At 62.6% G+C, this 25,680-nt stretch carries 19 protein-coding genes and 4 pseudogenes; 17 read left to right on the forward strand and 6 right to left on the reverse strand.

Features of this window, described 5'->3' with window-relative positions; translation table 11 throughout:
- Window positions 1-32 precede the first annotated feature (32 nt).
- The 3 genes from ACLNGM_RS17045 (at window position 33) to ACLNGM_RS17055 (ending at window position 1,840) form a co-directional block, all read left to right on the forward strand.
- On the forward strand, window positions 33-617 hold the full coding sequence (locus ACLNGM_RS17045; protein ID WP_416355823.1) for a hypothetical protein: 585 nt from the start codon (window positions 33-35) through the stop codon (window positions 615-617).
- A 42-nt stretch (window positions 618-659) separates the two neighbouring features.
- Entirely contained in the window at window positions 660-1,175 is a 516-nt protein-coding gene (locus ACLNGM_RS17050) for a helix-turn-helix domain-containing protein (RefSeq protein ID WP_416355824.1), read from the forward strand.
- Between the two features lie 185 nt (window positions 1,176-1,360).
- The gene (locus ACLNGM_RS17055) at window positions 1,361-1,840 is read left to right on the forward strand and encodes a hypothetical protein (RefSeq protein WP_416355825.1); all 480 of its coding nucleotides are present in this window, start codon (window positions 1,361-1,363) and stop codon (window positions 1,838-1,840) included.
- Window positions 1,841-2,202: 362 nt separating this feature from the next.
- Here the strand turns inward: ACLNGM_RS17055 and ACLNGM_RS17060 are convergent, their stop codons facing one another.
- The 3 genes from ACLNGM_RS17060 to ACLNGM_RS17070 all read right to left on the reverse strand — a co-directional run bounded on the left by ACLNGM_RS17060 (window position 2,203) and on the right by ACLNGM_RS17070 (window position 4,704).
- Window positions 2,203-2,895, reverse strand: coding sequence for a GntR family transcriptional regulator (locus ACLNGM_RS17060; protein WP_416355826.1), 693 nt, complete (start codon window positions 2,893-2,895; stop codon window positions 2,203-2,205).
- Window positions 2,896-3,001: 106 nt separating this feature from the next.
- Window positions 3,002-3,982, reverse strand: coding sequence for an aldo/keto reductase (locus ACLNGM_RS17065; RefSeq protein ID WP_416358477.1), 981 nt, complete (start codon window positions 3,980-3,982; stop codon window positions 3,002-3,004).
- Window positions 3,983-3,984: 2 nt separating this feature from the next.
- The gene (locus ACLNGM_RS17070) at window positions 3,985-4,704 is read right to left on the reverse strand and encodes a GntR family transcriptional regulator (protein WP_416355827.1); all 720 of its coding nucleotides are present in this window, start codon (window positions 4,702-4,704) and stop codon (window positions 3,985-3,987) included.
- Window positions 4,705-4,848: 144 nt separating this feature from the next.
- Here ACLNGM_RS17070 and ACLNGM_RS17075 point away from each other — a divergent pair, with 144 nt between their 5' ends.
- From ACLNGM_RS17075 to ACLNGM_RS17120, 10 genes are all read left to right on the forward strand, one after another.
- Window positions 4,849-5,637, forward strand: a complete 789-nt coding sequence (locus tag ACLNGM_RS17075) for an alpha/beta fold hydrolase (protein WP_416355828.1) — start codon at window positions 4,849-4,851, stop codon at window positions 5,635-5,637.
- 11 nt (window positions 5,638-5,648) lie between these two features.
- Window positions 5,649-6,056, forward strand: coding sequence for a carboxymuconolactone decarboxylase family protein (locus tag ACLNGM_RS17080; RefSeq protein WP_416355829.1), 408 nt, complete (start codon window positions 5,649-5,651; stop codon window positions 6,054-6,056).
- Window positions 6,053-6,670 carry an amino acid synthesis family protein gene (locus tag ACLNGM_RS17085; RefSeq protein ID WP_416355830.1) on the forward strand — a complete coding sequence of 206 codons (618 nt, stop codon included), beginning with the start codon at window positions 6,053-6,055 and terminating at the stop codon, window positions 6,668-6,670. Before ACLNGM_RS17080 ends, ACLNGM_RS17085 begins: the two co-directional genes overlap by 4 nt.
- A 60-nt stretch (window positions 6,671-6,730) precedes the next feature.
- On the forward strand, window positions 6,731-8,263 hold the full coding sequence (locus tag ACLNGM_RS17090) for an ABC transporter substrate-binding protein (RefSeq protein WP_416355831.1): 1,533 nt from the start codon (window positions 6,731-6,733) through the stop codon (window positions 8,261-8,263).
- Window positions 8,264-8,371: 108 nt separating this feature from the next.
- On the forward strand, window positions 8,372-9,850 hold the full coding sequence (locus tag ACLNGM_RS17095) for an aldehyde dehydrogenase (RefSeq protein ID WP_416355832.1): 1,479 nt from the start codon (window positions 8,372-8,374) through the stop codon (window positions 9,848-9,850).
- 9 nt (window positions 9,851-9,859) lie between these two features.
- Complete coding sequence (locus ACLNGM_RS17100) at window positions 9,860-10,801, forward strand: ABC transporter permease (RefSeq protein ID WP_416355833.1); 942 nt, start codon at window positions 9,860-9,862, stop codon at window positions 10,799-10,801.
- A gap of 4 nt (window positions 10,802-10,805) precedes the next feature.
- Entirely contained in the window at window positions 10,806-11,612 is an 807-nt protein-coding gene (locus ACLNGM_RS17105; RefSeq protein ID WP_416355834.1) for an ABC transporter permease, read from the forward strand.
- Window positions 11,613-11,815: 203 nt separating this feature from the next.
- Window positions 11,816-13,381, forward strand: coding sequence for a hypothetical protein (locus tag ACLNGM_RS17110; RefSeq protein ID WP_416355835.1), 1,566 nt, complete (start codon window positions 11,816-11,818; stop codon window positions 13,379-13,381).
- Entirely contained in the window at window positions 13,378-14,154 is a 777-nt protein-coding gene (locus ACLNGM_RS17115) for a hypothetical protein (protein WP_416355836.1), read from the forward strand. The genes ACLNGM_RS17110 and ACLNGM_RS17115 overlap by 4 nt, the downstream gene beginning before the upstream one ends.
- Entirely contained in the window at window positions 14,151-15,902 is a 1,752-nt protein-coding gene (locus tag ACLNGM_RS17120) for an ABC transporter ATP-binding protein (protein WP_416355837.1), read from the forward strand. The genes ACLNGM_RS17115 and ACLNGM_RS17120 overlap by 4 nt, the downstream gene beginning before the upstream one ends.
- A gap of 851 nt (window positions 15,903-16,753) precedes the next feature.
- On the opposite strand, the pseudogene ACLNGM_RS17125 reads toward ACLNGM_RS17120, so the two are convergent.
- Window positions 16,754-17,134, reverse strand: a pseudogene (locus tag ACLNGM_RS17125) (integrase core domain-containing protein); the annotation flags it as partial.
- 143 nt (window positions 17,135-17,277) lie between these two features.
- Between ACLNGM_RS17125 and ACLNGM_RS17130 the strand changes: the two are divergent.
- Window positions 17,278-18,541, forward strand: a pseudogene (locus ACLNGM_RS17130) (IS110 family transposase); the annotation flags it as partial.
- A gap of 245 nt (window positions 18,542-18,786) precedes the next feature.
- Here ACLNGM_RS17130 and ACLNGM_RS17135 read toward each other — a convergent pair.
- Window positions 18,787-19,595: pseudogene (locus tag ACLNGM_RS17135) on the reverse strand (IS3 family transposase); the annotation flags it as partial.
- Between the two features lie 49 nt (window positions 19,596-19,644).
- Window positions 19,645-20,478: an IS110 family transposase gene (locus ACLNGM_RS17140; RefSeq protein WP_416355838.1), complete on the reverse strand. Its 834-nt coding sequence runs from the start codon at window positions 20,476-20,478 to the stop codon at window positions 19,645-19,647.
- A gap of 72 nt (window positions 20,479-20,550) precedes the next feature.
- On the opposite strand from ACLNGM_RS17140, the pseudogene ACLNGM_RS17145 reads away from it, so the two are divergent.
- The 3 genes and pseudogenes from ACLNGM_RS17145 to ACLNGM_RS17155 form a co-directional block, all read left to right on the forward strand.
- Window positions 20,551-21,396: pseudogene (locus tag ACLNGM_RS17145) on the forward strand (IS3 family transposase); the annotation flags it as partial.
- 636 nt (window positions 21,397-22,032) lie between these two features.
- Window positions 22,033-23,775, forward strand: a complete 1,743-nt coding sequence (locus tag ACLNGM_RS17150; RefSeq protein ID WP_416355839.1) for a methyl-accepting chemotaxis protein — start codon at window positions 22,033-22,035, stop codon at window positions 23,773-23,775.
- A gap of 132 nt (window positions 23,776-23,907) precedes the next feature.
- Complete coding sequence (locus tag ACLNGM_RS17155; RefSeq protein WP_416355840.1) at window positions 23,908-25,569, forward strand: putative bifunctional diguanylate cyclase/phosphodiesterase; 1,662 nt, start codon at window positions 23,908-23,910, stop codon at window positions 25,567-25,569.
- The last annotated feature ends 111 nt before the right edge of the window (window positions 25,570-25,680 follow it).

Below are 25,680 nucleotides of genomic sequence, written 5' to 3' on the forward strand. Positions count from 1 at the left end.
TTCCCCTGTGCGATCGGACGACGCGCACCCTCGTGCGTGCAGATCTCTACGACGCCATAAGCGATGGTAATCTCGATGATATCGAGAATGCCTGGAAGCCGATGTTGTCCGATGCCTTGAACGGCTTGCGTGCCACCGGCCCGCTGACGGGCCTGAGGGCTGGCGAGGTCAATGCGCAGGATGCTCATTGGGAATGGCGAAGAAAGCTGATTGGCAGGCGAGCGAGTCCATCCTGGCGTTCGTTCGCGATCGAGTTCGATGGCATGACGCAGGGCGTGATGTCGACCCGGCTGGATGCGTTCGGAAGAGCGGGTGCGAACCGGGGATTGGACATCGTCTACGTGGACCTTCTCGCAAGTGCACCATGGAACCGCTACCGTCTCGTCGAGGCACCGAAATTCGGTGGCATCGGTCGGGCCCTTCTGGCGGCTGCGGTCAGCTTGAGTCTCGAAGAGGAACTGGCGGGACGTACCGGCCTCCATTCCCTGCCACAGAGCGAGTCATGGTATCGCGACAAGTGCGCGATGAGCGACCTCGGACGTGAGGTCGATGGACCCTACGAGGGTCTCAGTTATTTCGAGATGACGTCGGAGCAGGCGCGGGCGTTCCTGTCCTGACCATCGCCTCGGCGGTTCACAGGCAGCAGGAGGACGGAGCAAATGCGACTTCACGTTTCTGACGAATGGTTCACCCGGCACGCGGAGGCCGATGTCGGCTTTGATTCGGAAGCCGGCCTGCAGCCCGAGGGGCATTTTCGGTCCGGTTCCGAACCAACGGCTCACTCCGCACGCGTGTTCTCGCTCTTCGTGAGGCAGATGCGACGAAGCCGGGGCATGACGGTTGCCGAACTCGCAGCACGGGTGCACGTCGACGAGCTGGAGCTACGTCTCATCGAACGGGATCCCGGACACAGACCAGCGAGCGGCGCAATACGTCACCTAGCCAAGGCGGTTGGCGTTCCCCCGGCCGTGCTGGCGAGATTGCCGGCCATGGAACGGACCGCCGACGGCTTCGAGAAGGCGGCATTCGCCTTCGTGGAACGATCCGAAGATGCGTCGGAGTTGACGTCCGAAGAGCAAAAGGCATTCGACAACTATCTGGCATACCTCAGGGAGCAGCCGGATGAGGAAGAACCTGCGGTCGATGGAACGGACCATTCGTCCCCGGATGTCTGAGGTATGATCGGGCGCTCCGCGTCGTCGGATGGAAATCCAACATTACGCAGAAGGCGAACCCGGTCCGTGTCATTTGGCACGAAAAGATCATAATGTCAGACGCAATTCGGCACTGCTGGCTTTAGACGTTGGGTGCGAGGATCGACGGGGCATCAGTTGCCCCACTATGAGTATGGCAGGACACAATGAGCACGATAAGCGAGGAAGTTCAGTCATTCCGCACTATCGCCGCAGCTCGGTTCAGTGGCGACGGGCTACAGCGTGTTAGGCACAAGATCGATGATCTCGAGCGAGGTTGCAAACGTCTCGGGCGTGAACCGACGTTTACCGAAGCTGCCGAATGGGGCGAGAAGTTGCTTTGGTTTACGCTCGATGGTTTGCGATCAATGGTCGCAAAGCATCTTGGCGCGCCGCCGCCTAGTTACCCAGACGGCCACTATTTCTCCGACGCTGAAGTCAGAAAACGCGAGCGCGAGCGCGACGAGGACACAGCGCGCTTTGCTGACCGCGAGGAGCGCAGGCGGGTTGCGTCCGGCCGGCGGCGTGCAGAGAGAAAAGCTGCACGCGACGCTCTGCCGAAAGCAGCGCGGTCGGCGTCGAAAAGAAATCCAGCTGAGGCGGAGGGAATCGAGCGCGCTCCGCGCCAATTGACCTTGTTTGAGTGATCGTTTCAGCATGTGCCCTGGTTCAAGCTGATGCACGGTAGACTGGTCGGTAACGCCCGAATGCAGACTTGCGGAAAGCAGTAGGAGTCGGTTACCGAATCATTCCGTGGACACGACGGAGCATTTGCCGTCTTGGAGGGCGCGGAGGATCCAAGTGCCGTCCGTCGACTTAGAGGAAATCTTCCGCGTGTCGTCGACGCCGCATCGCGACACGGGGTCCACGCCTCCTGTTCAACAGAACATTGGCTGGGCTGCCATTGAGGCGGAGCTTCCCTTACCCTTGTCGGCAGCTACGCACTGAACTCGCCCATCGACGCTGATCTAAATTCATGAACCGCGTTTCTGAGGGCTAGGCTCCGACATCAAAGTTCAGATTGGGACGTGCCCGTGGCGTTTGTTTCAGCTGCCCCAGGCAACGCCACCTTGGCTGCCTGATCCACATGATGCCGACTGAGGGCTTCGGCTTTCATGCCGTCGCGGGACTTTAGCGCAGCGACTAAAGCACGAAGTTCTTCGAGCGAAGCAATGCGCCGTTCGCCGCTGCTCAACGAGAGGATCCTCAGCTGAGAGACGCGAATATGGATGGAGCGCAACATCCGCTCCACCTCGTCGTTGCCGGCCCCGGCCATGAGATGATCGTAAAACCGGGTCTTTTCGGCAATCATTGAGCGCGGGTCGCCATCTCGATAGGCGGTGGAAAGTCGATCGAAGAGTGGTTCGAGTTCCGCAATCTGAGCATCGGTCGCATTGCGGCAAAAGAGCTTGCAGGCAAGCCCCTCCAATGACGCCCGAACGTCGAAGACGTCTCGGGCGCTCTTGTCCGTCAGCACTGAAATGATCATCCCGCGGTTGGGCTGGTCGGTGACGAGGCCTTCGTTCTCCAACTCGCGCAAAGCCTCGCGAAGCGACGCCCGCGACACGCCGATCCGTTCACACAAGATCCGCTCCACGAGCCGATCGCCAGGCTGCAGCTCGCCGGAGGCGATCGCGGCCCGGAGTGTGTCGGCCACCTGTTTGCGCAGTCGTGGGCCGACGGTGACCTTTAGATCGCTCACGCTCGATATCGCTCCTGCGGTCTCTCGCAGATCCTTCTAGAGGATCCGCCGAAGGAGGAAAGCCGTCCCTCCCCGGCGTACGCGTCCGGACGTACCTTCGCGAGCGTCAATGGCCAGATGCCCAGAGTGGTCGTGGCGCGTAGGCCGCATCGATCGATGCAACGTCCGCGTCCTCCAGCACAAGCGAAAGAGCTTTGACAGCCGCGTCCACCTGATCGACGCTGGTGGCGCCAAAGATCGGAGCAGTGACCCCCGGCCGAGACAGCGTCCAAGCCAAAGAGACCTGCGAAGGTGACTTCCCGTGCCGTTCCGCAACTCGCGTCACAGCCTCCTGCACCGCATGATCGGACGATCGGTAGTAGTATTTCGTCGTGTAGTCGTCATTACGCGTCCTGGCCGTGTCATTGGCCGGATCGCGGCGGTCAGCGGACAAGAAGCCCCTGGCCATTGGACTGAAGGGGATCAGCCCGACGCCTTCCGAGAGGCACAGCGGCACGAGCTCGCGCTCGCACTCGCGATGGGCTGGATTGTACTCGCACTGCATTGACAGGAAGGCCGCCCCAGCGCCCTGCGCAGCCTTCGCCCGGCAGATCGCGAGAGTCCAGGCTGGCATCGTCGTCACGCCGACATAGAGCGCCTTACCGGAGCGGACGATATCTCCCATCGTGCTGACAAGTTCGTCGAGATCAGCCTTCGGGTCCCAGATGTGCGTCTGGAAGAGGTCGACATGATCGGTGCCCAGACGAGTTAAAGAATCGTCGATCGCCCGCAGAAGGTGCTTCCGCGAATAGCCGCGCCCATTCGGATGGGCCGCCATCGGGTTACCCGCCTTCGTCGCGAGCACGAAACTGTCGCGTGAGTGACGGCGCACCAGCGTCGCGGCGAGGATGCGTTCGCTTTCCCCTGCGGAGTAGAAGTCGCACGTATCGAAGAAGTTGATCCCATGCTCGATGGCTCGCGAGACGATTGGCAGGGTGGCAGCCTCGTCCAGCACCCAGGGACGCCAAGCTTTTGAGCCGAACCCCATTGCGCCGAGGCCGAGACGCGAGACCTTCAGGCCGCTGTGGCCAAGTCGAGCATATTCCATGGTCAAGACGTTCCTTCGTTCGTAGTCTTTGAGGCGTCCGCTGCGCCCACCCCGCCAATGATTGCGAGGGCAAATCGCGCCGAGCGTTCGACGTAGGCACGCATCAGGCTTTCGGCTTGATCGGCGTCGCGCCTAGCAAGGGCGTCAAGGATGCCGTTGAGCAGAGTCATGGTCTCTACGCGACGCTCTCGACTCGCCACACGTGCCGTGATCGTGCGCAAGTAGGTGATACGCGTCCGCAGGACGGACGCCATCTGCCGCATCATCTCATTTCCGGCACCGCGGGTGATGGCCTCCGCGATCCGGTCCAGTTTCTCAGCGTGGACACGGGCAAGCTCGGGCTGGCTCGTCGCTTCCGCCTGCGCGACGAGGTCACGCAGGACGTCGATGTCAGCATCGCTCGCACGCTCGACGAAGAGACGCGCCATTGCAGACTCGAGGACGGCGCGAGCTTCGTAGATCTCGGCCGCGGCGGCAGGAGATAGCTGGGTCACGAAGACGCCGCGTCCGGGAACACGCGTGACGAGACCTTCGGCTTCGAGAAGTTGCAACGCCTCGCGAATGCTCGTGCGGCTGACCCCCGTCCGGTCAGCCAACGCTCGCTCGACCAATTTTTCTCCAGGCCGAAAAACGTCGGCAAGGATGGCCTCGCGCAGGACGTCGGCGGTCTGCATCCGCAGCGTCGGCACCTCAGCCAGCGTCCAGTTCGCTACTTGCTCCACGCTGTAGCCTCCCTCCCAACCTTCTTCGGCATCTGGGTTACGCCCGTCTTTCGGTGCCGACAATCATGCGCAAAAAGCACTTTGACGCCGTATTGTCTGTCGGTATACCATCGGACGAATTGAGGTTCCAGCCCGGAGCGACCGATGCGGACACCCGACGATCTCATTCACTTCGAGCGTAGCGGTACGGGCTCGACCCTCGTTCTGATCCACGGGGTCGGTGCCAGCTTGCGCAGTTGGGACGAGGTCTGCGCCCTTTTGGAAGCCGACCATGATGTCCTGCGCCTCGACCTCCGCGGCCACGGCCAGTCCGCCCCAATCGACGGTCCCTACTCCATCGAGGCTTTCGCCCGTGACGTGGTCGCCGTGATGGACGCGGCGAGTGTTGCGAAGGCCGACCTCGTGGGCTTCTCGCTCGGCGGTCTGATCGCCCAGAAGCTCGCTCTCGAATATCCCGAGCGGTTCGGACGGGTCGTTCTTCTGTCGGCCGTCGCAGGCCGCACCCCCGTGGAGCGCGAAAGGGTTTTGGAGCGGCTGGACATGATCCGCACCGGCGGCATGCGGGCCGTGACGGGCGCGGCACGCGAGCGCTGGTTCACCCCAGAGTTCGCGGCTCGGCATCCCGAGATCGTGGAGCGCCGGATCGAGGAGATGCACGCAGCGCACGTCCCATCGTACCTGGAAGCCTACCGTGTTTTCGGGACCACCGAACTCGTCGACGAACTTGCGGGGATCAGGCACCCAACACTCATCATGACAGGGGAACTGGATCCGGGGTCGAACACCCGCATGGCCGAGACGATGCACCGGCTGATCCCGGACGCGCAGCTACGCATCCTGCCCGGCCTTAGGCACAGCGTGCTCACCGAGGCTTCCGAGCTTGTGGCGGAGCACGTCAGGAACTTCCTCGCAACCGACAGAACGCCGACCTGAGGAGAGGCTTCATGGACAAGCAGTTGTTCGATCTGGGACTGGAACGGCGCAAGGCGACGTTGGGGCCGGAGTACGTCCAGAACGCCCTCAGCCGGGCGACGCCGTTCTCGCAGAACTTCCAGTCCTTCATCACCGAATACTGCTGGGGCGCCGGCTGGGGCGACGACCGCCTCGACGCCCGCACGCGCAGCATGCTCAACATCGTGATGATCGCCGCGCTCAACCGCATGCACGAATGGGAGCTGCATCTGCGCGGCGCCGTGCGCAACGGGGTGACGAGGGACGAACTCGACGCGCTCATCACACACCTGACCATTTACTGCGGCGTGCCGGTCGGCGTCGAGTGCCACCGGATCGCCAACCGGGTCTTCGCCGAGCACGACACCGCGATGACCGTCACGGACGGAGCGGCGTCTTGAGCGCGCCGGCGATCCGCAAGGTCGTCGACTACGTCGAGGACACTTTCGCGGAAGGCGGGCGCGAAGCGGGCGCCCCTCTCCGCATGGCCGCCTGCGCGGCCGTGATCTCCAACCCGTGGGCAGGACGGTTCGTCGAGGACCTTCAACCCGGGATCCTGGCCCATGCCCGGGTCTTGGGCGACGTCCTCGTCCCCCGCCTCGTTGCCCTGATGGGCGGTGCCGACGGAATCGAGGCCTATGGGAAGGCTGCGGTAGTCGGCGAGCGCGGGGAGGTCGAGCATGCTGCCGGGCTGATCCATACGCTCCATTTCGGCAACGCCTTCCGTTCGGGTGCGGGAGGCGACGCCTATCTGCCCTTCACCAACAAGAGGGCGGGGCTCGGGACGGCGGTGACCGTTCCCATGACGCACAAGAGCGAGAGCCGGAAAGGCGCACGCTCGCACTTCCTCACCGTCGAGTTCCACGTTCCCGACGCCCCGGCAGCCGACGAGATCGTCGTCGCGATCGGTGCGGCAAGCGGCGGCCGGCCGCACCAGCGCATCGGCGACCGCTTCCTCGACATGAAGGCGATGGGCGTCGACCAGGCCGGCAGGCCACTGAAGGAGACCGCCTGAGGACAGCCCCCCGGGGGCAAGACGGCAGCACGTAACGATGCACGAGCCAAGGAGACCATCATGGCATACCGGAATTGGATGTCCGCCGTCGGCGGAATGCTACTTGCCACCTGCCTGACGCTCGACGCGAGCGCCCAGGACCCCACCCCGGTCAGCGGCGGCACCCTGAACGTCGGCTACATCAGCGACGTGCGTACCCTCGATCCCCTTCAGTCTTCGCAATGGACGGAGCGGCAGGTGCTGTTCCTCGTGTTCGACACGCTCGTGGACGTGGGACCCGACTTCGCATTGAAGCCCGGCCTGGCCGAGCGCTGGACCTTCGAGAACGACGGCCGCCGCGTCGTGCTCCACCTTCGCCAAGGCATCGCCTTCCACGACGGCACGCCCTTCAACGCCGAGGCGGTGAAATGGAACCTCGACACGAGGCTCGACCCGGCCGGCAACTCCTCGCAGCGTCAGCTCCTGCGGGAGATAGTGACGGGCGTCGAGGTCTTGGACGAGTTCACCGTGGCGGTGGACATGAAGGAACCCTATCCGCCCCTTCTGGCGCTCTTCGCGGATCGTGCGGGACTGATGGCGTCGCCCACGGCCGCAAAGACCTACGGCGCCGACATCGGCTCGCATCCCGTGGGCACCGGGCCCTTCGTCTTCCAGGAATGGGTGCGCGGATCGCGTATCGCCCTCAAGCGCAACCCCACCTTCTGGCAGTCGGGACAACCCTACCTCGACGCCGTGAACTTCAACGACATCCCGACCAACCTCGTCGGCATCCAGCGGATGATGATCGGCGAGCTCGACTACATCGGCCAGCTCGACCCGCTCGATACGCAGCTTGCCCAGGCCAGCCCCGAGATCGTCCTGGAGAAGTCGAACGGTGGCCCGTGGTACTCCCTCCAGTGGCGCTGGGACTCCGAGCCGTTCAGCAATCCCGAACTGCGCCGGGCCGTCGCGCACGCCCTCAACCGGGATCGTCTGAACCAGATCCTCTGGACCGGAGCCGGGACGATCTCGAACGGCTTCGTGCCTGCCTCCCTTTGGTGGGCGCCGAGCAAACTCGAGGAGTATGCGTTCGACCCCGAACTGGCACGCAAGATCCTGACCGACGCTGGACTCCAAGGCACCAAGCTCACGTTGGCGGCCCCCAGTGGCGACACGCTTCGCCGCTTCGCCGAACTCGCGCAAGAGGACCTGAACGCGGTCGGACTCGACGTGCAGCTCGCCCCTGTTCCGCAGGGTGAGTACTACGCGCGCACCGTATCCGGCGACATTCGCTTCACGCCGATGCGCTGGTCGCAGCGCGCCGACCCGGACGGCCTGATCCACTACCTGTTCTCGTCCGAAGGCACGGCCAACTCGACGGGTTACAAGAACCCGCAGGTGGACGCGTGGATCAACGAGGCACGGGTGTCGTCCGACCAAGCCCGCCGGAAGGAGCTCTACGACCAGATCCAGCTCCAGATCTCGAAGGATCTCCCTTACATGCCTGTTGGGTTCAGCAGCGAATTCAACGCCATGCGGACCTCGGTGAAGGGCTTCGTCGCCATGCCCGATCAGATCACTCGCTTCCGCACTTTCTGGAAGAGCCAACCCTGATCCGCTTGCGCGGGAAATCGTGCCCGCGCACCTCCCTCCATCGAGGGATACGGCCCGGACCGCGGTCCGGGCACACCGAACCTCTGCCCGCAAGGAGCCGGATCCGCCATGTCCCTTCAAGCCTATCAGATGTATATTGACGGCACCTTCACGGAGGCGAGCGACGGACGCCGTTTCGTGTCGGTCAATCCTGCGACCGAGGTCGAGTGGGCGAGCTTCCCGGAAGCGAGCGCGGAGGACGTCGACCGGGCGGTGCGCTGCGCCCACGAGGCTTACCTGAATGGTCCCTGGTCTCGCATGAGTGCGCGTGACAGGGGCAAGGTGCTTCGGCGGGTCGCGCAGGAGCTGGAGAGCGCCGGGCAGGAACTTGCAGTCGCGGAAACAACCGACACAGGAAAGCTCCTGCGGGAGACGCGATGGCAGGCGCGCAACCTGGCGGAAGTCTACGACTACTACGCCGGTCTCGCCGACAAGATCGAAGGGCAGATCCCACCCTCCGGTCCCGGCGCCCCGCTGCAGTTGATCCTGCGCGAGCCGCTCGGCGTCGTCGCCGCCATCGTGCCGTGGAACTCGCAGCTACAGCTTGCCGCCTTCAAGATCGCGCCGGCTCTAGCCGCCGGCAACACAATCGTGCTCAAGCCCTCGGAGGAAGCCTCGGCCGCCGTCGTCGCCTTTGCCGCCGTGATGGAGCGAGCAGGCTTGCCGAAGGGCGTCTTTAACGTCGTGACCGGCTCTGCCAACCCTTGTGCGCAGACCTTGGTCTCCCACCCACTTGTCCGCCGCGTCAGCTTCACGGGCGGAGTAGATACGGCACGCAAGGTCATCGCCGCTTCCGCGCAGAACATCGCAATGCTGTCGCTCGAGCTCGGCGGCAAGTCGCCGGTCGTGGTCTACGACGACGCGGACCTCGACAGCGTGGTTAGCGGCGTGACGTCGGCGATCTTCGCCGCGAGCGGGCAGAGCTGCGCGGCGGGTTCGCGACTGCTCCTTCAGGACGGCGTCTACGACGCGGTGATGGAACGCCTCGTCGACCGCGCCAGAACGATCCAAATCGGCGATCCGATGGGCGAGGACGTCCACATGGGTCCGCTGGCCACCAAGCGCCAGCGCGACCGCATCGAGGCGCTGCTCGCAGAGTCGACCGCCGCCGGCGCCCGGATCGTGACGGGCGGCGGACGGGCCGGCCGCTCGGTCGGCTGGTACTTCGAGCCGACCATCGTCGAGTGCAATAGCCAGGACTATCCGGTGGTCCGAGACGAGTTGTTCGGCCCGGTGCTCAGCGTGCTGCGCTTCTCCACCGAGGCGGACGCGATCGCGCTGGCCCGAGATTCAAGATACGCCTTCGCCGGCGGCGTCTTCTCCCGCGATTTCGGCAAGGCCTACCGTACGGCGCAAGCCATTCCAGCCGGTCGGTTCTGGATCAACACTTATCGCGTGACCTCGTTCATGATGCCCTTCGGCGGCTCGGGGGACAGCGGCTACGGCCGCGAGGGCGGCATCGAGGCAATCCACGACTACACCCGCACCAAGGCCATCTTCGCCGATCTGTCGGGCGAGAAGGTCGCCGATCCCTTCGTCATGCGCTGAGGCCTCCGGATGTTCGCTCTCATCGGCTGGCGGCTCGCCGTCATGATCCCCAACGCGGTGCTGCTGACGTTTCTGCTCTTCGCGACCGTCACGTCCTTTCTGGGCACGCCTGCGGCGATCATGCTGGGTGAGGAGGCATCGCCGGAGGCGGTTGCGGAGCTGAACGCAAGCATGGGGTTCGACGCGCCCCTGCTTGAGCGCTACTGGAACTGGGTCTCATCGGCATTCTCGGGCGACTTCGGCCGCTCGTATTCGACCCAGCAGCCTGTCGGCCGAATGATCGCGGATGCGCTCCCGCTCACGCTCGAGCTCGCCGTCTGGGCGATCTTCATCGCGTTTGCCGGGGCGGTCCTTATCAACTCGGCGACCATCCTTCGTTCTGTCGTCGACCGGGTCACCACGGCCGTCAGCATCGTCGGCATCACGGTGCCGAACTTCTTCCTCGGGCTGATCCTGATTTACGTGTTCTCGATCTATCTCAGGCTGCTGCCGACCACGGGATGGTCGCCCTGGTCCGCCGGCGTCGGCCTCCATCTCCAGCACATGATCCTGCCGGCGCTGACGCTGACGGCCTTCTACTTCAGCTCCTTCAGCTTGGTCTACAAAGGCGAGTACCAGGCAACGGAAGGAAGCTTGTTCGTCCGCGCCGCCCGCTCCAAAGGCCTCTCGGAAGCCCGCATCTCGTATCGGCATATCCTGCCCAACAGCATCCTGCCGCTGATCACGTATGCAGGTCTCTCGCTCGGCCAGCTTGTTGGCGGTGCCGTTGTCACGGAGACGGTTTTCTCCATGCCGGGCATGGGACGGCTGCTTGTCAATGCGATCAACACCCGGGATTTCCCGGTCATGCTGGCTGTCGGCATGGTCATCATTGTCGGCGTCATGCTCATGAACCTCGTCGCCGATCTCACCTACAGCCTAATCAATCCCCTTGTGCGGACGGCGCGGTAGACCGATGAAAAAAATTCCTATCCGTCTCGCCTTCGGCCTCGTCCTGCTTGCCGTCATCACGCTTGCGGCAGTCTTCGCACCGCTGATAGCACCGTTTGCGCCGACGGTGACTACCACCAGCGTGCTCGCCCCGCCCTCGGCGACCAACCTCTTCGGGACGGACATGCTCGGTCGGGACGTGTTCTCGCGTGTCCTGTATGGCACCCGCGTTTCGCTACAGGTCGGCGCCTCGGCTGCGATTGTCGCCATCCTCATCGGTGCGCCAATCGGCCTCGCGGCTGGCTACTTTCGCGGTTGGATCGACTTCGTTCTCGTGCAGGTGATCGACATCTTCGTCGCCTTGCCCAACTTGGTCCTGGCGCTCATCATCACCGCGATGCTCGGACCATCGGTCCTGAATCTGTCGATCACGCTCGGCGTGGTCACTGCGCCCACGGTGGCACGTCTTGTGCGCGGTCAAGTCTTCGTGGTTCGCGAGACCCAGTTCGTCGAGGCGGCCCGCGCCACCGGGGCCAGCGCGTTCTGGATCATCCGCAAGCACATCATGCCGAATACGATGCGGATCGTCTGGTCGCAGTTCGCGATCAACGTGTCGCTCGCCATCTTCACGTCGGCAAGCCTCAGCTTCCTCGGGATGGGGGTTCCGCCCCCGGCTCCGGACTGGGGCGGGATGGTCCGTGACGGATCAAGCTTCCTTCCGCTCCGGCCCCTCCTCAGTCTTGGACCGGGTGCTGCTGTCGCCCTCACCGTCTTCACCTTCTACCTCGTGGGTTCGAGCATCAACGCAGCCGCCGCGAGGCGCAGTCGATGAACGGAGTTGCCATTCCGATGTCCTTTTCCACTCCCTACCCGCTCCCACCCTTCCTCGACGAGCGTATCGTGGAGTTCGCAGGTGCCGACGGCGCCGACATGGTCCGCTCCCTCCTGCGACCAGCGGACACTCTGATGACCGTGGAGCAGCTCCGGTGCTTCAAGGCGTCCCGGCTGAGCTTTGCCGACCTTCTATGCCAGCGGATGGTCAAGGAACGCTGGCAGATCCGTCGCCTGCATGAGGAATGCGATGACGAAGGCGCGGCCCGGATCATCTACCGGATCGAGGCAGAGGGGCACGCCTTCACTTACATCGCCCGCGCCTATCCCTGGGACGGTGTCGAGAAGGTCGGACGTCGCTCAGACGGCGCAAGCCGCGACATGTTCGGCGCCCTGTTCGTCCGGGTCGCCAGTCCCGAGCGCATCGCCGCCGAGTTCGAGACGTTCGACGCCAAGACGGAGGGTCTGGCGATGCGTACCGACGCCGACGTCATCGGTTGGACCCCAGCCAATCGTAGCAGCCGCCATTTTGACGCCGCAGTGGACGCATTGGCGCGTGGTGAGCAGCCGACCGGCGAGTGCTTGAATTATCTGATGCGAAACGGCGGATTCCAGAGCAGCGGACGCAACGGCTCGGTTTCCTTCCTCGGTATTCCGTCGGACCATCCCCTTTCCCATCCCTTCTTCGCCGACCTTTTTGCGGTCTACCTCGTGCGCCTGACCTCGATCGACCTGGCGAATGCGGTTGCACGCCGGAGGAACCCAGACGCCGCCCAGCTCGACGGGTCGGTGGCACGCCAGATCGGGATCGGGAACTCTTCGGGCCAGGGCATGTGTGTGGCGTTGCAACGGTGGCCCCATTGGGTCGCAAGTTGGGTGAGCGTTCGAGAGACCGCGCTGGCCTTTGCCAAGAGCCGCCCAGTCACTGACGAAGGCCGTCGGACCCTTTCCGCGGGCATCGTGCGATCGATCCGTGTCTACGAGCGGGCCGATCCCCAAGTGGAGGACTATGTCGCCGGCAACGACGAGATGATCGCTGACCTGAGAGCGATCGCTGAGATGGCGCAGGCACCGGACCTAAGGATCTGGAACGACCTCGCCGTGCGGGTCGCAGCCAGCATGGGCGGCGAGAGCGTCGAGCAGCTCAACAGCCTGCTGCTCGACCTCGTGCCCGAGTTCTGCGACGAGGTCGCTCCCTATCTCCGCCTGGGCGCGGCACGCAAGCGCTCGCTCGAGCCCGCGATGACGATCGCCGAGTTGCGGGAGATCCTGCGGCGCAACTACGGCTGGGCCCTTCGGATGGACCGCACCCTCGCCTCGACGCACCAGCATTTCTGGTACCACTCGGCCGACAACGGCGAGCAAAGGCGCGGCGAGCGGATCATCGACCAGCACGAAACGTTCGAGTCCTTCATCGATCACGTGGGACTGATCCATCGGCTGGCCGCCGTCGTGATGACCCGTCGCGACGACGAGCGCGTGGGCGACCTCGTTCTTGATCATCCGGAACTGCATTTCGCCATTTCCAGGGTCCAGTACCTGGACGGCGTTCCGTATGCCGAGATCAGGGGTGGCCTCGCGGACCGCAATTTCCGACCGTCCGACCTCATCCGCTTCTTTCTGGCCTCACTCGGCATTCGCGGGTCCGTCCCCCTCAGCATCCGCTACGTGAGAGGCACCTTCTACCAGGATCACCCCCTGCCGGCCGAGTTCGCGGACGAGAGACCCGCCGCGAGAGGCGATCGGCGACTGGCGGAGGTCGTGTCGTGACCCGGACGCATACGGTAGCCTTTTCCGAACTCACCCGGGTCCTACCGTGGTCGTTGCGCGCACTCGGCTATCCGCTGGGTACAGCCGACCGCGGCTCCCACGTGATCGCAACCGCCGCTGCCCTGGATCCAACGACGCTCGACGATGTTGCCCAGCTCGGTCATCGCCCCGCCGAAGGCTTCCGCCTCACGCGTGAGGCGGCAGGAGGGCTGGTGATCGAAGCGGACGGTGTGTCGCTGCTTGAGATCGGCCCCGTCGTCATGGACCACTTCGCGGCCTATGCGGAAGACGCAGGCACGCTCCATTGCCGGATCGTCGGAGCGGACGACATAGGGCTGCTCCCCGCAATCCTGCTGATTGGTGCCGACTACGGCCTTGGCTCGCTTGCGCTTGTGCGCAAGGACGGGGAAATGGCTTGGAGCGGAGCTGAGCCGGAGGATGGGAGCGTAGTGCTTCATGGTGCCAGTGGCCAGGGAGCCCCCGATCGTCCACGATCACAGAACCCGACCATCGAAACCTGGTTGCGCAAGGCCAACCCGGCACCGGGGGAAATTCTACTCCTCGTCACGTCTGGCAACCTTGGTCTCGACCGCAGTGGCTCGATCGAAACAGTAGACGCACGTGTTGTCCTGCAAGCTCACGCCAAGGGCATTCCCGTCTCCGCGAACACGTTGCAAGCCTTCTACGATCTTGAAACCAGAACCTGGATGCCTTCTTCCGAACGTTCTCGTGGACAGGCGGGCTTCACGGTTCCCAAGGAACAAGCGAAATGATCGCCGTGCCGACGTCGCCCGTTCTGGACATCCGAAACCTAAGCGTTGCCTTTGGCAGCTTCGGCGTCGTGAAGGACGTCAACCTCCATATCGACCCGGGCGAAACGCTTGCGGTCGTCGGAGAGTCGGGCTCAGGGAAGAGCGTGACGGCCATGGCGGTCATGGGCCTCCTGCCCGCTCGCGAGACGCGCTTGGCCGGTTCAATCCGGCTTGACGGGACGGAGGTCATTGGCGCTCCGGAGAAACAACTGCGGGAGATGCGCGGCAAGGTGGCCAGCATGATCTTTCAGGAACCGATGATGAGCCTTAATCCGGTTCTACAGGTCGGCTCGCAGGTCAAGGAGATGCTGCGTCAGCACATGTCCCTGAGCGACAGGGATGCTACCGTTGAGGGCATCCGCCTGTTCGACCGGGTACGCATTCCTGATGCTAAGCGTCGCTTTTTCGACTATCCGCACATGTTCTCGGGGGGAATGCGCCAGCGCATCATGATCGCCATCGCGCTGGCCTGTTCGCCCAAGCTCCTCATCGCGGACGAACCGACCACGGCGCTCGACGTCACGATCCAGGCCCAGATCTTAGACCTTCTTAACGAGGTCCAACGTGACAGTGGCACGGCCATCCTCTTCATCACCCACGACATGGGCGTGGTCGCCAACATGGCCGACCGCGTCATGGTCATGCGCCACGGGCGGACGGTGGAGATGGAAACCGTCCATGAGGTTTTTGAAAGGCCCCGAGAAGACTATACAAAATCCCTGATCGACGCCGTTCCACGCCTAGGGCAGCAAACCGGTACGCAGCTGAGGGCACCGTTTGCAGGGCCACGGCAATCGCCCGTCCTCAGCATCCGAAATCTTGTTACCCGCTTCGACGTGCGGGGCGGTGCATTCAACCGCAAGGTCGGAAAGGTTCATGCCGTCGAAGGGCTGAGCTTCGACATCCTTCGTGGCGAAACGCTTTCGCTGATCGGGGAATCGGGTTGCGGCAAGTCGACTACCGGCCGCAGCATCCTCTTCCTGAATAAACCGGACTCCGGCGAGATCACACTGGAGGGGAAGACGGTGGACGCTTCGGACCGGACAGCCCTCTCCCATCTCCGGCGCAATGTCCAGATGGTGTTCCAGGACCCGTTCAGCTCGCTGGATCCCAAGCAGACAGTCGGCGCGATCTTGGCCGAGCCGCTTCTCTGTCACGGTCTGGCGACGCGAGCGGAGGCACGTGAGAAGGCCGAACATTTGCTGGAACGGGTCGGCCTGGAACCCAAAATGGTGTCGCGGCTTCCACACGAATTCTCAGGCGGCCAGCGCCAACGCATCTCGATCGCACGCGCCCTCATGCTTGATCCCAAGGTTATCATCGCCGACGAGGCAGTGTCGGCGCTCGACGTGTCGGTGAAGGCCCACGTCGTCGACCTACTTGTCGGCCTCCAGGAAGAAATGGGCCTATCCTACCTCTTCGTCAGCCATGACATGGCGATCGTCGAGCGTGTCAGTCATAGGATCGCCGTCATGTATCTCGGCGAGATCGTCGAGATTGGTCCACGTGACAAAGTGATCGCCGACCCCCAGCATCCCTACACGCGCAAGCTGATGGCGGCTGTTCCGAGTTCTGAGCCCAGTCAGAACCGGCATCGTCGGATCGGCGTAGCGGTATCTGAACTTCCGTCCCCCATACGGCCCCTAGGCTATGAACCGCCTAGCCGGACGCAGCGGCAGGTCGGCACGGATCACTTCGTCGTTGCCTAGACGAGCTTCAGTCCAGTGTGCGAACCAGGGAACCTAAATAAACTGTTGCAAATCATCGGATCACAACGAGAATGGACCCCACTGTTCGAGCTAGCAAAATTCGTTACGTCCCGGAGAGTCGCATCGGCTTAGTATGCGTCCCGAATGGCGGTCACCGAGAATAAGGGCGACGCGGCTACCGTGTTGACGCCGATGACCGGTCTCAATCTTCCCGCGTCCTTTCGGCGAGCGGTGCGACGGACGCCGTCCTTGTCGGACGCAGCATGGATCCCGTCTTACTCGGTGACCGTCCTCCCAACCAGGTCAGACACCTGAACGTCCTCGCTTGTATCACACCGGGCAGCTGGAACTCGCTGACTTGCCTCACCAAGCATTTGCACGGCGGTCTCGATCCCGTCCCCAGCAATATCCCCAAGAACAACCGGCGCTCGAGCCTTGGCGAAGACACGCGCCGTCGCGAGGCTTACTGCTCACTTGCACCTTTCACTAAAGCAACCTGGCAGGGAAAGTCATAGGTCGGGTTTATAACCGATCGCACCTCTTGATGGGTTTAGGGCGAAGATGCAGTGGCAGTTCCGTCCGCAGCAGTGGTCGGAAACAGGATGTTCGTATACTCGTAGGTCATGACCGGCCAGTTTACAGGTCCCTGTCCCATTAACCCCATCGCGACGCATTCGAGGTTTCCAGGCACGATGACTTCCGAGGAAGAGCTGTCGGCAAACTTCCTGTCTATGAACGATCAGGTGGCCTACGCCCTTCGAGAACGGAGGCGGCAGGGGGTAACCAAGATCCGCCGTAGTTCGGGCGCGGATCGATCGTTGCTATGTCGAGCTTGACGTGACCCCCGTTTTTCATCCAGCGGGAGCGAGAGTCCTGTCGTGATCTGAGCCATCGTCGATGGCGGTTGCAAGAGGCCGAAGCGCGGAGCCGTTGTTGAGCGCAGCGTTTCGGCCGGTGGTTTCGGTAATGGTGCGGGCAAAGTCCCGAGGCGTCATCCAGCCGAGCCTGGAGTGCGGTCGTTCTTCGTTGTAGTCCCGCCGCCAAGCTTCCAGCACGGCGCGAGCGTGCGGCAGGGATCGGAACAACGTCTCGTTCAGAAGCTCGTCGCGCAGCCGTCCGTTGAAGCTCTCGATGAAGCCGTTCTGCTGCGGCTTGCCGGGCGCAATGTAATGCCAGCCGACGCAGGTCTCGTCCGCCCATGTCAGGATCGCGTTGGAGGTGAACTCGGGACCGTAGCACATTGGGAAGCGGATGCTGGGGCCGCCTGAGGATGCGCGGAGCCCGATAGGGCGCAGGGCATTCTCAGGCGGCCATGGCCGGCCAACAGGTCTCTAAAGTGAGGTTGTCGAGACAACACTTTGGAGCGTGACCGACCATGGCCAAACGCCTTTCTACTCCGACCGGCAGCGTGCTGGTAGCGATCGACATGTCGAAGCATCGTCAGGAGATCCTGATCGAGCGACCGGAGGGCGGCCGCCGACGCCGCATGACCGTGATGGCAGCCAAGCCCGACTACGACCGCCTGGTGGACGATCTCGTCGCCATCGGGCGTCCGATCGTCGTCGGCTTCGAGGCGACGGGCAACTACCACCGCACGCTGGCCCATCGGCTCCTGACCGCAGGGTTCGAGCTGCGGTTGATCTCCTCAGTCGCCTTGGCCAGAACGCGCGAAGCGCTTCACAACGGCTGGGACAAAAATGATCCGAAGGATGCGCAGGTCATCCTGCACATGCTGCGGATCGGCGCGACACAGGTCTATGTCGACCCGCTGGCAGCCGGCATCAATGACCTTCAGGAACTGTCGAAGACCCACGAGACGATCTCGAAGGCCAAGACGCAAACCTGGCATCGCATCCTGACCCACTATCTGCCGCTCTACTTTCCTGAGATCGCTCGCTTTGCCGGCAACAGCCGATCGGACTGGTTCCTGGCTTTGATCGAGCGCTTTCCCACGCCCGGCAGCATCACCGCCATGGGTCGTGAGGCCTTCGCGGCAGAGGCTTGGCCTCTGGTCGGCCGGAAGGTCTCCAAGGCAGCCCTCATCAACGACATCTACGAGACGGCGTGCTCGTCGATCGCCTTGCCCGTCCCTGCGGACGCCGCGGCGATCGCCATGTTCCGCATGATCATCGCGCAGGCTCGAAGCCTCATCCAGCAGCGCAACCGGATCGAGGAGACCGCCCAAGCGACATTGGCGCAGAACCGGGACTATCAGCTCCTGATCAAGATCCCCGGGATCGGCCCCATCAACGCCCTGACGATCCTGGCGGAAGCCGGCGACCTGCGTCGCTTTCGCCATCACCGCCAGTTCCTAAAGTTCTGCGGTCTGGATCTCGCCACGTGCCAGTCAGGCACCTTTCGGGGGCGGACCAAGCTGTCGAAGTACGGCAATGCCCGTTTGCGTCGAACCTTCTGGATGGCCGCCCAAGTGGCGGCGCGCCAATGCGACAACAGCTTCCGCGACAAGCTCGGCCGATACGTCGCAGGTCATGCGGGCGATGCCGACAGGCGCCGGAAGGCCATGACCGCGCTCACCGCCAAGATGGCGCGGGTCGTTCATGCCGTCATCAAGACGGAGACAGAATACCGACCGTTCCTCGAGCGGTCGGATGCCAGGTGGAAGGACCCCTCTCTGCAAGTGCCGTGAGGGCGCAGCATGCGACCCTGTAGATAATGTTCGGGCCTTCCACCTGGGTGCGTATCCCGTCTTAAGGATGGTGAGGACCACGGTTGCCTCGGCGCCGATGGATCCTGTGTTTGCTATGGCAGGGAACGATCCCGTTGACGGTGGGAGCCATCTGGCTCAAGTTCAATGCCGACGCTGGCTGCTGCCGGCGATGGAGATCTGTTGGCTTAAGCTTCCCAAAGCGTCGCGACATAGGACGTTGTCGCTGACGATGGTCGTTGGGCGCCCGCGATGACGCACGATGGCGTCGAGTTCACGAGCGACCCGCAGACCCGACAGCGACGTGTCGGCGGCCAGCACCAGACATTCGCGGGTGCAGTCGTCGACCACCGCCAGGATCCGGAAGCGGCGCCCGTCCGTGAGTTGGTCGGACAGGAAGTCCAGGCTCCAGCGCTGGTTGGCGGCTACGGGTGCCTCGATCGGACGACGGGTTCCCATGGCTCGCTTGCGCCCGCCGCGACGACGGACGGTCAGCTTCTCCTCCCGATAAAGCCGCTGGATGCGCTTGCGGTTGACCGCATGGCCCTCCCGTTTCAGCAGGACATGCAGCCGCCTGTAGCCAAAGCGTCGGCGTTCGCCCGCCAACTCCTTCAACCGTTGCCGAAGCATACCATCGTCAGGCCGCGTTCCCGCGTAGCGCACGCTCGCCCGGTCCGCGCCAATGACCCGGCACGCCCGCCGCTCGCTCATCTGGAAGGTCGCGGCGAGATACGCTACGGCCTCCCGTCGGGCGGCGGGCGTCACCACTTTTTTCCCAGGAGATCCTTCAGCGCGGCGTTGTCGAGCATCGCATCCGCCAGCATCCGCTTCAGGCGACCGTTCTCGTCCTCCAGCCCCTTCAGGCGTCGCGCCTCCGACACATCGAGGCCGCCGAACTTGGCCTTCCATTTGTAGAACGTCGCCGAGCTGACGCCGTGCCTCCGGCAGACCTCGGCCGTCGCAACGCCCGCCTCCTGCTCCCGCAGCATCGCAATGATCTGCTCTTCCGTGAACCGTGACTTCTTCATCCGTCCGTCCCTCGTCGTTGGGCGGACTCTAGCCATCCGTGGCTGGAATTCAGGGGGTCACGTCACTGTTGCCGCGCTTGGACATGCCGAGCAGCGTCGACCTGCCGCCAGTGGAATGCTGGCGTGGAACGAGGCCGAGCCAAGCCGCCAGATCGCGGCCCCTCTTGAACCCCGTACCATCGGCCACGGCCGCGACCAGCGCCGTGGCGACGAGCGGTCCAACACCTGGTATGGCGAGCAGACGCCGGCAGCCCTCGTCCGCATTGGCGATCGCTTCGATCTCCTTGGTCACGGTGGCGATGTCGGTCTCGAGGCCGCACCACTCGTTCCAGAGCTGTTGCAGGATGGTGCGCATCCGCGGGAACAACGTCGAGCGTTCGTCGGTGAACAGCTTTGGCATCTCGCGTGCCATGCAGCGCCGTCCCGTGCGGAACACGATGCCTCTCTCCAGAAGAAAGGCCCGGATCTGGTTGATCACCGCGGTCCGGCGGCTCACCAGCCGCTCGCGCACACGGTGCAGCGCCTGCAGATCGAGCTGCTCGACCGACTTTGCCGGCACGAAGCGCATCGTCGGTCGCTGGACAGCTTCCGCGATCGCCTCGGCGTCGAGGTAGTCGTTCTTGTTGGACTTCAGGAACGGCTTGACGAACTGGGGCGCCATCAGCCGCACGTCGTGATCGAAGGTCGCCAGCTCACGCGCCAGGTGATGAGCGCCGCAACACGCTTCCATTCCGACCAGGCAGCGAGGCAGCGCCTCCATCTGCCGCATCAGCTGCGTGCGGCTGACCTTCTTCTTCCACAGGATCGCACCCGTGGCGTTTAACGCCACGAGGTGGAACGATGTCTTGCCGATATCGATGCCGATTACCGCTACCTCTGTCATGACGGTCCTCCTCGGTGAAGGCGATCAGGATGCGCCTGACCAAGCCGCTCCGTAAGGGGGCGGACCATCCCACAAGTGGTGAGACCCGTTCGGCGCCGCGAGGTGGTCCGGCACTTCCAGGCGGCGTTCGCCGTGTCGGAGCGTCGGGCCTGCCAAGCCAGCGGCTTTGGACGGGCCTCCCATCGCTACAAGTCGCGCCGCGATCCAGCGCCGGCGCTGCGCATGCGGTTGAAGGATCTAGCCGCGAGCCGAGTGCGCTATGGGTATCGGCGCTTACACATCCTGCTTCAGCGGGAGGGCTGGGTCGTCAACCACAAGCGCGTGTATCGGCTCTACAGCGAAGAAGGGCTGTCGATCCGCACGCGCAGCCCGAAGCGCAGGCGGTCATCGCGGTACCGGGTGGGCCGGGCGACGGCGGAGCATGCCAACGAGGTCTGGTCGATGGACTTCGTATCGGACCGGCTGTTCGACGATCGGCCGTTCCGGATCCTGACGGTTCTCGATTGCCATACGAGAGAAGCTATCGCGACCTGTGCGAGGACGAACTTCCGGGCGTATCAGGTCGCCGAGGAACTCGACCGGCTCGTTGCCCTTCGCGGCAAGCCGACCAGCATTCGGGTGGACAACGGCCCGGAGTTCGCCGGTCGGATGCTTGACCAGTGGGCCTACCTGAACAAGGTCGAGTTGGACTTCTCGAGGCCTGGAAAGCCTACGGATAATGCCTTCATCGAAGCCTTCAACGCCCGCCTGCGCAGCGAATGCCTGAACGCTTCCTGGTTCCTGTCCATGGCCGACGCCAGGGTCCGGATCGAAGCCTGGCGGGAGGACTACAACCACCACCGTCCGCATACGAGCCTGGGAAACTTGACCCCGGCCGAGTTCGCGGATCAACTCAGAAGAGCCCGAGAACTCTCATGACACCTGGGCCAAAGTCCGGGTCAGGACCAAAAGGCTCGTAAGCCTACTTCAGGGAGGACCACTTTTCAGGGGGCAGACCATGCTCGTCCGTTAGCCTATGCAGATTGCGCATATCTGGCCCTTCCACGGAGCCAGAATGAGGCAGCCCCCTCGAATCAATTGGTTCAGCCCTAAGCTCAGATGATCTGAACGATCGTTGGAGGCTCATCGCCAGCAGTTCGTGGCGCGGGCTGCATCAAGTTAGCGTCCTACCACGAATATTCTCGGCTGTTATAGGGACGCTTTGCAAGCGAAGTTGCACCATAGAGCGGACTGCGCGAATCCGCATGTGGCGCCCCCTGCCCCTCGATAGCGGATTGAATACGCAAACATTGAATAGAACAACCTGCTCGCCTGGGCAGACGCCTAACGTGCGCAATAGATATCATCAGACGGCACGGAGTTTTCCGGCCGTTGAACCTTTCTGAGATCGCATTACGCTGACCGTATCATTTTCGGGATGCAAATATCGCCATTGCGCAATGATCATTTGCGTTTTTCCGCTATTACTCTTTATCCACGATTTAAGAAATATATCGCATCATAAATTTGATCGCGCCCCAAATCGTCAGCCGCACTTATTTTCGGAAACGTCATATGCTAAGTTTTCTGACGTCCCATACGACAACGCCGATCCGGGCGTCCGCGTGTTCCCACCTTGCGGCGTCGATTGGGGCCGACAAATCCATCCTGTCAGCAAACGATCTGCTACTCGTCGCCATAGGCCAAGAGACGGCCGACGCCAGCGATCTAAAGCAATTGGACATCACTCCGACGACCACGGATGGCGGCTCCGCGTTCCGTTCTATCTGGACGCAGGCCCAGGCGGGCAACCCCACAGCCGGTGAGTTCCCAATTCGAACAAGGACGGGACAGGAGCTTTGGCTTCTGGGTTCGCTGACACCTGTTTTCGATCGGCGGAAGCGTCTGCGTCACATGCAACTGACGGGATTCGACATTACGGCACAGAGAACAATTCGGGATGAGGACCGGTCCAAACTGGCGGCGGCGTCTCGGGCTCAGGCTATCATCGAATTCGCCGTAGATGGGACGATCCTCACAGCGAACGACAATTTCCTCGGCGCATTAGGTTACCTCCTCGAGGAGATAGAAGGCCGTCACCATCAGATATTCGTTCCGACTGAGGAACATGGCTTGGCGTCCTACCAGGATTTCTGGAGCCGCTTGCGGTCTGGCACCTTTGTCGCTGATGAGTTCCGTCGCATCGGCAAGGGAGGTCGCGAAGTCTTTATCCAGGCCTCTTACAATCCAATTTTCGACAATGCCGGCCGAGTGATGAAGGTCGTTAAGTTTGCAACCGACGTAACCGATCGCGTCATGGCAGTTCGGCGCCTCGAAAGGGCCCTCGAGTGCCTCGCGGAAGGTGATCTCGGCCATCGGATCGATGGCGAATTTACACCTGGGCTCGAACCGCTGCGGAGCAGCTTCAATACTTCGATGACCCAATTGGACGCAACGATGACGTCCGTTGTGCATTCGGTCGGGTCCATGCGTTCGGGGCTGGGTGAGATCGCGTCGGCAGCTCAGGACCTTGCGTATCGGACCGAGCAGCAGGCGGCATCGCTGGAACAGACCGTGGCGGCGCTGTCCGAGATCGCCGAGGGTGCCAAGCATACGGCTCGCAACGCGGACGATGTGAGACACGCTGCGAGCATCGCGGACGATGAAGGCCAGCGAGGCACCGAAACCGTCGGTAAGGCAATCAGCGGCATGAAGGACGTCGAAGAGTCGTCCCAAAAGATTGAGCGCATCATTGGAGTGATCGACGAAATCGCCTTTCAGACGAACCTCCTTGCGCTCAACGCCGGGGTCGAGGCGGCCAGAGCGGGAGAAGCCGGACGCGGGTTCGCGGTTGTGGCGCAGGAAGTTCGAGGCCTAGCACAGCGCTCGGCGGAAGCTGCGAAGGAGATAAAACAGCTCATTGCGTCTTCGGTAAAACACGTGAGTGACGGCGCCGAACTCGTTTCAGCAACCGGTCGCTCTTTTGAAAAGATGGCGCACCACATTGTCGGCGTCTCGACGTTGATTTCGGACGTGGCACAGCGTGCTCGGGAGCAGTCGATCGGGCTCGGCGAGGTGGCGACGGCTGCGGACGCCATGGACAGAGTTACTCAGCAGAATGCCGCCATGGTCGAGGAGACGACTGCTGCCGTTCAGAACCTCCTAGACGAGACCGAGAAGCTTTCTGTCATGGTCAGCCGCTTTCAGACAGGTGCGGCATCACCACCGGGAAGACAGCGATTGTCGAAGCCGGTTCTAGCCTTGGTAGGGAACCGCCATCCTCAGCGTAGGGTTGCGCCAACATCCAGTCGGAATTGATCGAGCGGCAGGCCAGAGAGATTCCACACGGGCCCGCGTGCAGTTTCTTCTCTCGTGGGCGCTAATATGCCGAAAGCTTGCAGTATGCCATCGCCTCACCGCTCACATACTGACCGAGTGTCGGCAGATCAGATGTATCGCCTGCTTGTGCAGGGCGTAAAAGATTACGCCATCTTCATGGTCGACCCAAGCGGCTCAGTGATGAATTGGAACGAAGGTGCCGAACGAGCGAAGGGCTATCGCGCCGACGAGATCCTTGGCCGCAACTTCTCGTGCTTCTATTCGCCTAACGAGCAACTGGATGGGGCGCCCCTTCGCAACCTCGAACTCGCGTTGGAAGCAGGTGTTTTCTCCGAAGAGGGTCTTCGGTACCGCAAGGATGGCTCGGCCTTTTGGGCCCTTGTTACTGTCACACCGGTCTACGACGAAACGGGTGTTCTGCTCGGCTTCGGCAAGGTGACACGCGACATGACGGAGCGGCGTCGAGCCGATCAAGCTCTCGCCTATCAGGCTCGATCAGACGCGTTGACCGGCATCAGCAACCGCGTTGGACTGCTCGAGGCTATCGACGAAGAGTTGAGGCGGCTGCCTCCCAATGGTTTCGCCAGTCTTCTCTACATCGATCTCGATCGGTTTAAGCCGGTCAACGACACATTCGGCCATTCAGCGGGAGACCGCGTTCTCGTCGAGGTTGCGGCTCGCCTGAAAGCCGTAGCTCCAAGCGCTCAATGTATTGGGCGGCTCGGCGGAGACGAGTTCGCAATCATGACGACCGCGACCACCGGCACCCTGGATGCGGTGGACCTCGCCCGAACGATAATAGCCGCTCTCGGCAGCCCGTTCGATATCGGCGCGAAGCCTGCCATGATCGGTGCCAGCGTCGGCATCGCAGTCGCCCCCTTGCATGGGACGGATAGCTCGACGCTAATCCGTCATGCGGATTTGGCGCTGTACCAAGCTAAGAGGAGCGGCCGGAACCGCGCCTGCATGTTCAACCCCGTGATGGATGAGAGGGCCCTCACCCGCGGCGCCCTCGAAATTCAGCTCCGCCATGCCGTTACCGCCGAGGCATTCATTCTCGTCTACCAGCCAATTGTCGATGGAAAAACGAGTAAACTCATCGGCTACGAGGCTCTGCTGCGCTGGACGGACCAAACAGGCAGAACAATCTCACCTTCGACCTTCGTTCCGCTTGCCGAGGAATTGGGTCTTATGGCTAGATTGGGCGAATGGGTAATGCTTACGGCGTGCAAAGAGGCGGCTCAATGGGATCCCGCCCTGACGGTGGCCGTCAACCTGTCGCCGACACAACTACGTAGCGTCGACATAGTGGGCAAGGTCTCGGAGATCTTAACGCAAACAGGGCTGCGTCCAGACCGTCTAGAGATCGAAATTACGGAAACAGCCATTCTTGAAGATTTGGATCTCGCACGGCATGTCATCCACCAACTTAGGGAGATGGGCGTCCGGATCACCCTCGATGACTTCGGAACAGGGTTTTCCTCACTTTCCCTCGTGAAAGATCTGCCCCTCACGGGACTGAAGATCGATCGCAGCTTCGTACGTGGCATTGACGGCTCGGCTCGCTCGATCGGCATCGTGCGCGCCATCATGACATTGTGCGAGAGCTTCCAACTATCGGTGACTGCTGAAGGCGTCGAGACGCAGGAGCAGAGGGAGTTCCTGTTGCGCTCCGGCTGTACGGACATGCAAGGCTTCCTGTTCGGCAGGCCGCAGGCTCACCCAGAACAGGTCGAGTCCCAAGCGAACGAGCATGTTCGGTTTTTTGGATGAATACCTGTTTTCGATCCGGGGCGGAGATCCGTGAAACCTTCGGCTCTCTGATGCCTCCGATCTTGCATGGTGTAGCAGTCGAACAATTTCCCGGAAATCAACGAAGGCATC

Source organism: Aureimonas phyllosphaerae (assembly GCF_047943035.1).
GTDB classification, from domain to species: Bacteria; Pseudomonadota; Alphaproteobacteria; order Rhizobiales; family Rhizobiaceae; genus Aureimonas; species Aureimonas phyllosphaerae.